The organism is Pseudomonas sp. FG98, from assembly GCF_057808595.1.
The window spans coordinates 111,775-122,366 of record NZ_JBMDIJ010000012.1; the positions used below are offsets into that span (position 1 = coordinate 111,775).

The following is a 10,592-nucleotide window of genomic DNA, read 5'->3' on the forward strand; positions in this document are numbered from 1 at the left end:
CCATGTTGCAAGTTGAAGTTTATCGTTACAACCCGGATACCGACTCGGCCCCTAAAACCCAGGTGTTCCAGATCGATACCGGTGGCAAGGACCTGATGGTGCTGGACGTGCTGGCGCTGATCAAGGAGCAGGACGAAGGTTTCTCCTATCGTCGCTCCTGCCGTGAAGGCGTTTGCGGTTCCGACGGCATGAACATCAACGGCAAGAACGGCCTGGCGTGCATCACGCCGCTGTCTTCTGTCGTAAAAGGTAACAAGTTGGTCGTGCGTCCGCTGCCTGGTTTGCCGGTTATCCGTGACCTGGTCGTCGACATGAGCATCTTCTACAAGCAGTACGAGAAGGTGAAGCCGTTCCTGCAGAACGATACTCCGGCTCCGGCCATCGAGCGTCTGCAATCGCCGGAAGAGCGTGACAAGCTGGACGGTCTGTACGAGTGCATCCTGTGCGCCTGCTGCTCGACCTCTTGCCCGTCGTTCTGGTGGAACCCTGACAAGTTCCTCGGTCCAGCCGCTCTGCTGCAGGCCTATCGTTTCCTGGCCGACAGCCGCGACACCAAGACCCAGGAGCGCCTGGCGTCCCTGGATGACCCGTTCAGCGTATTCCGCTGCCGCGGGATCATGAACTGCGTGAACGTTTGCCCTAAAGGTCTGAACCCGACCAAGGCGATCGGTCACGTACGCAACATGCTGCTGCAAAGCGGTACCTGATTCTGAAGATGTTGTAACCGCAGTACGCCGAAGTGCGGGCATCTTGCCCGCACCGAGGTGAAACCAAGCGAGGGTCATAAGCCCGAGCTTTTACCTATGAAGATATGAGACCAGCAGGGGCATCCGGGCTGGTACCCGGTAAATCTGCGGGATCTTGCAGGCCTGGTTTTGGTGAGATGACTCCAGGCTTACGTGGTTCTGTCGATCGAGGCCCCTAACCGAGGGTGACCAAGCATGCAAGAAAGCGTGATGCAGCGCATGTGGAACAGCGCCCACCTGTCAGGTGGTAACGCTGCATATGTGGAAGAGCTTTATGAGCTCTACCTGCACGACCCTAACGCTGTGCCAGAAGAGTGGCGCACCTACTTCCAGAAGTTGCCCGCAGAAGGCAGCACTGCTACCGATGTATCGCACTCGACGATCCGCGACCATTTCGTGCTGCTGGCAAAGAACCAGCGCCGCGCCCAACCGGTGTCCGCCGGTAGCGTGAGCAGTGAGCATGAGAAGAAGCAGGTTGAAGTGCTGCGACTGATCCAGGCCTACCGTATGCGCGGCCACCAAGCCGCGAAGCTCGACCCCCTGGGGTTGTGGCAGCGCCCTGCGCCAGTCGACCTGTCGATCAATCATTACGGCTTGACCAATGCCGATCTTGATACGACCTTCCGTGCCGGCGACCTGTTCATCGGCAAAGAGGAAGCGAGCCTACGCGAAATCTTCGATGCGTTGCAGCAGACATATTGTCGCACCATCGGCGCCGAGTTCACCCACATCGTCGACTCCGAGCAGCGCAGCTGGTTCCAGCAGCGTCTGGAGAGCGTGCGTGGTCGTCCGTCCTTCTCCGCCGACATCCAGAGCCATCTGCTCGAGCGCGTTACCGCTGCCGAGGGCCTGGAGAAGTACCTGGGCACCAAGTACCCGGGCACCAAGCGTTTCGGTCTGGAAGGTGGCGAGAGCCTGATCCCGATGCTGGACGAAATGATCCAGCGTTCCGGCTCCTACGGCACCAAGGAAGTTGTCATCGGCATGGCCCACCGTGGCCGTCTCAACGTGCTGGTCAACACCTTCGGCAAGAACCCGCGCGAGCTGTTCGACGAGTTCGAAGGCAAGAAGAAGGTCGAGCTGGGCTCCGGTGACGTGAAATACCACCAGGGCTTCTCGTCCAACGTGATGACCGCAGGCGGCGAAGTCCACCTAGCCATGGCGTTCAACCCGTCCCACCTGGAAATCGTCTCGCCAGTAGTGGAAGGTTCGGTACGCGCTCGCCAGGATCGCCGCAACGACACCGTTGGCGACAAGGTCCTGCCGATTTCCATCCACGGTGACGCCGCGTTCGCGGGTCAGGGCGTGGTCATGGAAACCTTCCAGATGTCGCAGACCCGCGGTTTCAAGACCGGCGGTACCGTGCACATCGTGATCAACAACCAGGTTGGTTTCACCATCAGCAACCCGCTGGACTCCCGTTCCACCGAGTACTGCACCGACGTCGCCAAGATGATCCAGGCGCCGATCCTGCACGTGAACGGTGACGATCCGGAAGCGGTGCTGTTCGTGACCCAGCTGGCCGTCGACTACCGCATGCAGTTCAAGCGTGACGTGGTCATCGACCTGGTCTGCTACCGTCGTCGTGGCCACAACGAGGCCGACGAGCCGAACGGCACCCAGCCGCTGATGTACCAGCAGATCGCCAAGCAGCGCACCACCCGCGAACTCTACGCCGACAGCCTGGTGCAGGCTGGTCGTCTGGATGCCGAGCGCGTCCAGGCCAAGGTCGACGAGTACCGCAGCGCCCTGGACAACGGCCTGCACGTGGTCAAGAGCCTGGTCAAGGAGCCGAACAAGGAGCTGTTCGTCGACTGGCGTCCATACCTGGGCCATGCCTGGACCGCGCGTCACGACACCCGCTTCGATCTGAAGACCCTGCAGGAACTGTCTGCCAAGCTGCTGGAACTGCCGGAAGGCTTCCTGGTCCAGCGTCAGGTTTCGAAGATCTACGAAGACCGCCAGAAGATGCAGGCCGGTGGCTTGCCGATCAACTGGGGCTACGCCGAAACCATGGCCTACGCGACCCTGCTGTTCGAAGGTCACCCGGTGCGTATCACCGGTCAGGACGTTGGTCGCGGCACCTTCTCGCACCGCCACGCGGCGCTGCACAACCAGAAGGACGCCAGCACCTACCTGCCTTTGCAGAACCTGTTTGCCGGCCAGCCGAAGTTCGACCTGTACGACTCCTTCCTGTCGGAAGAAGCGGTACTGGCCTTCGAATACGGCTACTCGACCACCACGCCGAACGCGCTGGTGATCTGGGAAGCCCAGTTCGGTGACTTCGCCAACGGCGCGCAAGTGGTCGTCGACCAGTTCATCACCAGCGGCGAGCACAAGTGGGGCCGTCTGTGCGGTCTGACCATGCTGCTGCCACACGGTTATGAAGGTCAGGGCCCCGAGCACTCCTCGGCACGTCTTGAGCGTTACCTGCAGCTGTGCGCCGAGCACAACGTCCAGGTCTGCGTACCGACCACCCCGGCCCAGATCTACCATCTGCTGCGCCGCCAGGTGATCCGTCCGCTGCGCAAACCGCTGATCGTGCTGACGCCGAAGTCGCTGCTGCGCCACAAGCTGGCCATCTCGACCCTGGAAGAACTGGCCGAAGGCTCGTTCCAGACCGTGATCCCGGAAATCGATACCCTCGATCCGAAGAAAGTCACCCGTCTGGTCCTGTGCAGCGGCAAGGTCTACTACGATCTGCTGGAAAAACGCCGTGCCGAAGGTCGTGAAGACATCGCCATCGTGCGTATCGAGCAACTGTATCCGTTCCCTGAAGACGATCTGGTTGAAATCCTCGCGCCATACACCGAACTGAAGAACGTCGTGTGGTGTCAGGAAGAACCGATGAACCAGGGCGCCTGGTACAGCAGCCAGCACCACATGCGCCGCATCCTCGGTCGTCACAACAAGGACCTGGTCCTTGAGTACGCCGGTCGTGATGCGTCCGCGGCACCAGCCTGTGGTTACGCTTCGATGCACGCCGAGCAGCAGGAAAAACTGCTGCAAGATGCCTTCACCGTTTAATGCCCCGCGCACCTGAAACCGAATTAAGGAACCACTGATAATGGCTATCGAGATCAAAGCCCCTACCTTCCCGGAATCGGTTGCCGACGGCACCGTTGCCACCTGGCACAAGAAGCCGGGCGAAGCCGTCAAGCGTGACGAACTGATCGTCGACATCGAGACCGACAAGGTCGTTCTGGAAGTCCTGGCCACCGCTGATGGCGTACTGGGCGCGATCGTCAAGGGCGAGGGCGACACCGTCCTGTCCGACGAAGTCCTGGGTTCGATCGAAGCCGGTGGCGTTGCTGCCGCTCCTGCCGCTGCTCCGGCTGCCGCGCCTGCCCAGGCCGCTGCTGCCGCCGACGCTGGCGAAGACGACCCGATCGCCGCTCCAGCCGCGCGCAAGCTGGCTGAAGAGAACGGCATCGACCTGGCTTCCGTTGCCGGCACCGGCAAAGGCGGTCGCGTGACCAAGGAAGACGTCGTGGCTGCCGTTGCTGCCAAGAAGTCCGCTCCTGCCGCTGCCCCGGCTGCCAAGCCAGCCGCCGCTGCTGCCGCTCCTGTGGTCACCGCCGCTGGCGACCGCACCGAGAAGCGCGTACCGATGACCCGCCTGCGTGCCAAGGTTGCCGAGCGTCTGGTCGAAGCACAGTCGAACATGGCCATGCTGACCACCTTCAACGAAGTCGACATGACCGAAGTCATGGCCCTGCGTTCGAAGTACAAGGACCTGTTCGAGAAGACCCACAACGGCGTACGCCTGGGCTTCATGTCGTTCTTCGTCAAGGCCGCTACCGAAGCGCTGAAGCGCTTCCCGGCAGTCAACGCCTCGATCGACGGTTCCGACATCGTCTACCACGGCTACTCGGACGTCGGCGTTGCCGTCTCCAGCGACCGCGGCCTGGTCGTGCCAGTACTGCGTAATGCCGAGCTGATGAGCCTGGCCGAGATCGAGAACGGCATTGCCACCTTCGGCAAGAAGGCCCGTGACGGCAAGCTGTCCATCGAAGAGATGACCGGCGGTACCTTCACCATCACCAACGGCGGCACCTTCGGTTCGATGATGTCGACCCCGATCGTCAACCCGCCGCAGGCCGCCATTCTCGGCATGCACAACATCATCCAGCGTCCTATGGCCATTAACGGTCAGGTCGTGATCCGTCCGATGATGTACCTGGCACTGTCCTACGATCACCGCCTGATCGACGGTAAAGAAGCTGTGACTTTCCTGGTGACCATCAAGAATCTGCTGGAAGACCCGGCACGCCTGCTGCTGGACATCTAAATACGCTGCCGTGAGCGATGGGCGCGGGGCCTTCACGAGAGGCCCCGTGTTCGCCGCCTCGCGGCTTGCAGCTTGAAGCAATAAAGGAATCTTTTATGAGCCAGAAGTTCGACGTAGTAGTAATTGGTGCAGGTCCTGGCGGCTACGTGGCCGCCATCAAGGCCGCGCAACTGGGCTTCTCCACTGCCTGCATCGAGAAATACACCGATGCCGAAGGCAAGCTGGCCCTGGGCGGTACCTGCCTGAACGTTGGCTGCATTCCATCCAAGGCGCTGCTGGACAGCTCCTGGAAGTACAAGGAAGCCAAAGAGAGCTTCAACGTCCACGGTATCTCCACCGGTGAAGTCAAGATGGACGTCGCCGCGATGGTTGGCCGCAAGGCCGGTATCGTCAAGAACCTGACTGGCGGCGTTGCCACCCTGTTCAAGGCCAACGGCGTTACTTCGATCCAGGGCCACGGCAAGCTGCTGGCCGGCAAGAAAGTCGAAGTCACCAAGGCTGACGGCACCACCGAAATCATCGAAGCCGAGAACGTGATCCTGGCTTCCGGCTCCCGCCCGATCGACATTCCGCCGGCTCCGGTCGACCAGAACGTCATCGTCGACTCCACCGGCGCCCTGGAATTCCAATCGGTTCCGAAGCGCCTGGGCGTCATCGGTGCTGGCGTCATCGGTCTGGAACTGGGTTCGGTCTGGGCTCGCCTGGGTGCCGAAGTCACTGTCCTGGAAGCCCTGGACACCTTCCTGATGGCCGCCGACACCGCGGTTTCCAAGGAAGCCCTGAAAACCCTGACCAAGCAGGGTCTGGACATCAAGCTGGGCGCTCGCGTGACCGGTTCCAAGGTCAACGGCGACGAAGTCGAAGTGACCTACACCGACGCCAACGGCGAACAGAAGATCATCTTCGACAAGCTGATCGTCGCGGTCGGCCGTCGTCCGGTAACCACCGACCTGCTGGCCGCCGACAGCGGCGTGACCATCGACGAGCGCGGCTTCGTGTTCGTTGACGATCACTGCGCCACCAGCGTGCCTGGTGTCTACGCCATCGGCGACGTGGTTCGCGGCATGATGCTGGCGCACAAGGCGTCGGAAGAGGGCATCATGGTCGTCGAGCGCATCAAGGGCCACAAAGCCCAGATGAACTACGACCTGATTCCTTCGGTCATCTACACCCACCCGGAAATCGCTTGGGTCGGCAAGACCGAACAAGCCTTGAAGGCCGAGGGTGTTGAGGTTAACGTGGGCACCTTCCCGTTCGCGGCCAGCGGCCGTGCGATGGCAGCCAACGATACCGGTGGTTTCGTCAAGGTCATCGCCGATGCCAAGACCGACCGCGTCCTGGGTGTACACGTGATTGGCCCAAGCGCCGCCGAACTGGTGCAGCAGGGTGCAATCGCAATGGAATTCGGCACCAGTGCCGAAGACCTGGGCATGATGGTCTTCTCCCATCCGACCCTGTCCGAAGCGCTGCATGAAGCCGCGCTGGCCGTGAATGGCGGTGCCATCCACGTAGCCAACCGTAAAAAGCGTTAACTATAAGAAAACCACGGCGGTCGGCCCGTCGTGAGTCTTGCGTGCATGACTCACCGCGGAAAGTCCGCCGGACTCGAACCCCCGGAGCATACCGGGGGCAAGCGGTCACAGGTGGCGCGGCACCCCTCACGGGCGCAGCGCCGAAGCGCAGTACCTAACGAAGACGGTAAAAAGCATGAATCTTCACGAGTATCAGGGTAAGCAGCTGTTCGCTGAATACGGCCTGCCAGTTTCCAAGGGTTTCGCAGTCGACACCCCTGAAGCAGCAGCAGAAGCCTGCGACAAGATCGGTGGTTCGGAGTGGGTCGTCAAAGCCCAGGTCCACGCCGGTGGTCGCGGTAAAGCGGGCGGCGTAAAGCTGGTTCGCAGCAAGGAAGACGCCAAGGCGTTCGCTGCACAATGGTTGGGCAAGAATCTGGTGACCTACCAGACTGACGCCAACGGTCAACCAGTCTCCAAGATCCTGGTCGAGTCCTGCACCGACATCGCCAAAGAGCTGTACCTGGGCGCTGTGGTCGATCGTTCGAGCCGCCGTATCGTGTTCATGGCCTCCACCGAAGGTGGCGTGGACATCGAGAAAGTCGCTCACGACACTCCTGAGAAGATCCTCAAGGCAACCATCGATCCGCTGGTCGGTGCTCAGCCGTTCCAGGGTCGTGAACTGGCATTCCAGCTGGGTCTGGAAGGCAAGCAGGTTCAACAGTTCGCCAAGATCTTCGTTGGCCTGGCCAAGCTGTTCAAGGATCACGATCTGGCCCTGCTGGAAGTGAACCCGCTGGTCATCAAGGCCGACGGCGATCTGCACTGCCTCGATGCCAAGATCAACATCGACGCCAACGCCATGTACCGTCAGCCTAAGCTGAAGACCTTCCACGACCCGTCCCAGGACGACGCCCGTGAAGCCCACGCTGCCAAGTTCGAACTGAACTACGTTGCCCTCGAAGGCAACATCGGCTGCATGGTCAACGGTGCCGGCCTGGCCATGGGTACCATGGACATCGTCAACCTGCACGGCGGCAAGCCAGCCAACTTCCTCGACGTAGGTGGTGGTGCTACCAAAGAGCGCGTTACCGAAGCCTTCAAGATCATTCTGTCCGACAGCAATGTCGCGGCCGTTCTGGTCAACATCTTCGGCGGCATCGTTCGCTGCGACATGATTGCCGAAGGCATCATCGGTGCAGTGAAAGAAGTCGGCGTTAAAGTACCGGTCGTCGTTCGCCTCGAAGGCAACAACGCCGAACTGGGCGCTAAAGTACTGGCAGAAAGCGGTTTGAACATCATTGCGGCCACCAGCCTGACCGACGCTGCTCAACAAGTTGTAAAAGCTGCGGAGGGCAAGTAATGAGCGTCCTGATCAATAAAGACACCAAAGTCATCTGCCAGGGCTTCACCGGCTCGCAAGGTACTTTCCACTCCGAACAAGCCATCGCCTACGGCACCAAGATGGTCGGCGGCGTTACCCCAGGCAAGGGTGGCACCACCCACCTGGGCCTGCCGGTGTTCAACACCGTCAAGGAAGCCGTGGAAGCTACCGGCGCCGACGCTTCGGTCATCTACGTTCCGGCTCCTTTCTGCAAGGACTCGATCCTGGAAGCTGCCTTCGGCGGCATCAAGCTGATCGTCTGCATCACCGAGGGTATCCCTACCCTCGACATGCTGGATGCCAAGGTCAAGTGCGACGAGCTGGGTGTTACCCTGATCGGCCCTAACTGCCCAGGCGTCATCACTCCGGGCGAGTGCAAGATCGGCATCATGCCAGGTCACATCCACCTGCCAGGCAAGGTCGGTATCGTTTCCCGTTCCGGCACCCTGACCTACGAAGCGGTCAAGCAGACCACTGACGCCGGTTTCGGTCAGTCCACCTGCGTCGGTATCGGTGGTGACCCGATCCCGGGCTCGAACTTCATCGACATCCTGAAGCTGTTCCAGGAAGACCCGAAAACCGAAGCCATCGTCATGATCGGTGAAATCGGTGGTTCGGCCGAAGAAGAAGCCGCTGCCTACATCAAGGCCAACGTGACCAAGCCAGTGGTTTCCTACATCGCCGGTGTGACTGCCCCAGCGGGCAAGCGCATGGGCCATGCTGGCGCCATCATCTCTGGCGGCAAAGGCACCGCGGACGAGAAGTTCGCAGCCCTGCAGGACGCTGGTGTCAAAACCGTGCGTTCCCTGGCTGACATCGGCAAGGCCCTGGCCGAGCTGACCGGTTGGGAAGTGAAGAAGTAATTCTTCGCTGACCAGCAGAAAGAGGCCACCTTCGGGTGGCCTTTTTCGTTTACGCGGCTTTGATCTTGCGCAACCGTTTGCGACATTCCAGTTCACTCATCGGACAAACCGCCCCAAGACCGTGCGCCAGAGCGGCAAATTGAGTACCATGCGCGTTCATTTCGTGTTCGCTCCCCAAAAGGGCGCGCCACGCTATAAAAGTCCGCCTCAATCAGGGCGGAAAAAACATTTCCCTAACCCAAGGGGAAATCCCTCTCTAAATTCCGATTTACGCAGTGTGGTATTTCCTTAAATGAAAGTTTTGAAAGGCCAGGACATCCTGGCGCTTGGCTTTATGACGTTCGCGTTGTTCGTCGGGGCCGGCAATATCATTTTCCCGCCTATCGTTGGTTTGCAGTCCGGTCCGTACGTGTGGCTCGCGGCCCTGGGCTTCCTGGTCACTGCAGTCGGCCTGCCGGTGATCACCGTGGTTGCGCTGGCCAAGGTCGGCGGCGGCATGGACGAACTGAGCAGCCCGATCGGCAAGATCGCCGGTGGCCTGCTGGCCGCTGCCGCCTATCTGGCGGTCGGCCCTTTGTTCGCCACGCCGCGTACCGCGACCGTGTCCTTCGAAGTGGGTGTCGCGCCGCTGACCGGTGAAAGCCCGATCGCGCTGTTCATCTACAGCCTGGTGTACTTCCTGGTAGTGCTGGCCGTGTCTATGTACCCAGGCAAGTTGCTGGATACCGTGGGCCGCTTCCTCGCGCCGCTGAAGATCATCGCCCTGGCCGTGCTCGGCATTGCTGCCTTTGCCCTGCCTGCCGGGACCATCGGTGAAGCGCAGCCGGCCTATGTCGCGGCGCCGTTCTCCCAGGGCTTCATCCAGGGCTACCTGACCATGGATACCCTCGGCGCGCTGGTGTTCGGCATCGTTATCGTCAACGCGATCCGCTCCCGCGGTGTCGAGTCGCCGCGCCTGATCACCCGTTACGCGGTGATCGCCGGTCTGATCGCCGGTGTCGGCCTGACCCTGGTGTATATCAGCCTGTTCCGCCTCGGCGCCGGCAGCCACGATATCGCGGCCACCGCCACCAACGGCGCCGTGGTGCTGCATGCCTATGTACAGCACACCTTCGGCTCCCTGGGTAGTGGCTTCCTGGCAGTACTGATCGCCCTGGCCTGCCTGGTAACCGCGGTTGGCCTGACCTGCGCCTGTGCCGAGTACTTCAGCCGTCTGCTGCCGCTGTCCTATCGCGCACTGGTGGTGATCCTCGCCGCCTTCTCGCTGGTGGTGTCCAACCTCGGCCTGACCAAGCTGATCATGTTCTCGGTACCGGTCCTGACCGCCATCTACCCGCCGTGCATCGTGCTGGTCGGCCTGAGCTTCTGCAAAGGCATGTGGCACTCGCAGACCCGCATCATGGCACCGGTCATGGCGGTGTCGCTGGTCTTCGGCATCATCGATGCGATCAAGGGCGCTGGCCTGCAGTGGCTGCCGTCCTGGGCCGAGCACCTGCCGCTGAGCGAGCAAGGTCTGGCCTGGCTGGTGCCATGCGTGGCGACCTTGGTGGTGGCTGTGGTCTGTGACCGCATGCTCGGCAAGTCGCGTGAAGTGACGGCCTGACACAACGCCGAAGGGCAGGCGAGGCCACAAGCCATCGACGCCCGCCCGAGGTGATTGCGCGAAGCCCCGCCTTCTATCCAGGAGGCGGGGCTTTTTCATGCTCGAAAGTACAACAAGGACCCCTGTGGGAGCGGGTTCACCGGAACGCCGGACCGCCGCGATTACGATGGTGGAATCACCGACGCCATCGCGGC

Annotated in this window: 7 protein-coding genes; all 7 read left to right on the forward strand. The window is 61.1% G+C overall.

The annotated features are described in order from the left end of the window. Positions 1–2: 2 nt before the first annotated feature. The 7 genes from ACODSK_RS11260 (at position 3) to brnQ (ending at position 10,398) form a co-directional block, all read left to right on the forward strand. Positions 3–707, forward strand: coding sequence for a succinate dehydrogenase iron-sulfur subunit (locus ACODSK_RS11260; protein ID WP_489016006.1), 705 nt, complete (start codon positions 3–5; stop codon positions 705–707). 234 nt (positions 708–941) lie between these two features. Further along, the gene (locus ACODSK_RS11265; RefSeq protein ID WP_489016008.1) at positions 942–3,773 is read left to right on the forward strand and encodes a 2-oxoglutarate dehydrogenase E1 component; all 2,832 of its coding nucleotides are present in this window, start codon (positions 942–944) and stop codon (positions 3,771–3,773) included. A gap of 40 nt (positions 3,774–3,813) precedes the next feature. Further along, positions 3,814–5,037, forward strand: coding sequence for a 2-oxoglutarate dehydrogenase complex dihydrolipoyllysine-residue succinyltransferase (gene odhB, locus ACODSK_RS11270; protein WP_489016009.1), 1,224 nt, complete (start codon positions 3,814–3,816; stop codon positions 5,035–5,037). A 95-nt stretch (positions 5,038–5,132) separates the two neighbouring features. Beyond that, positions 5,133–6,569 carry a dihydrolipoyl dehydrogenase gene (gene lpdA, locus ACODSK_RS11275; RefSeq protein WP_489016011.1) on the forward strand — a complete coding sequence of 479 codons (1,437 nt, stop codon included), beginning with the start codon at positions 5,133–5,135 and terminating at the stop codon, positions 6,567–6,569. 175 nt (positions 6,570–6,744) lie between these two features. Further along, positions 6,745–7,911, forward strand: coding sequence for an ADP-forming succinate--CoA ligase subunit beta (gene sucC / locus ACODSK_RS11280; RefSeq protein WP_023629628.1), 1,167 nt, complete (start codon positions 6,745–6,747; stop codon positions 7,909–7,911). Further along, on the forward strand, positions 7,911–8,795 hold the full coding sequence (sucD, locus tag ACODSK_RS11285) for a succinate--CoA ligase subunit alpha (RefSeq protein WP_004376004.1): 885 nt from the start codon (positions 7,911–7,913) through the stop codon (positions 8,793–8,795). The genes sucC and sucD overlap by 1 nt, the downstream gene beginning before the upstream one ends. Before the next feature lie 292 nt (positions 8,796–9,087). Further along, positions 9,088–10,398, forward strand: coding sequence for a branched-chain amino acid transport system II carrier protein (gene brnQ, locus ACODSK_RS11290; protein WP_489016012.1), 1,311 nt, complete (start codon positions 9,088–9,090; stop codon positions 10,396–10,398). Positions 10,399–10,592 lie beyond the last annotated feature (194 nt).

What these genes read in the sequence shown, in the direction of transcription:
- ACODSK_RS11260 (WP_489016006.1), top strand. Translation starts at nt 3, where the DNA reads ATGTTGCAAGTTGAAGTTTATCGTTACAACCCGGATACCGACTCGGCC.
- ACODSK_RS11265 (WP_489016008.1), top strand. Translation starts at nt 942, where the DNA reads ATGCAAGAAAGCGTGATGCAGCGCATGTGGAACAGCGCCCACCTGTCA.
- odhB (WP_489016009.1), top strand. Translation starts at nt 3,814, where the DNA reads ATGGCTATCGAGATCAAAGCCCCTACCTTCCCGGAATCGGTTGCCGAC.
- lpdA (WP_489016011.1), top strand. Translation starts at nt 5,133, where the DNA reads ATGAGCCAGAAGTTCGACGTAGTAGTAATTGGTGCAGGTCCTGGCGGC.
- sucC (WP_023629628.1), top strand. Translation starts at nt 6,745, where the DNA reads ATGAATCTTCACGAGTATCAGGGTAAGCAGCTGTTCGCTGAATACGGC.
- sucD (WP_004376004.1), top strand. Translation starts at nt 7,911, where the DNA reads ATGAGCGTCCTGATCAATAAAGACACCAAAGTCATCTGCCAGGGCTTC.
- brnQ (WP_489016012.1), top strand. Translation starts at nt 9,088, where the DNA reads ATGAAAGTTTTGAAAGGCCAGGACATCCTGGCGCTTGGCTTTATGACG.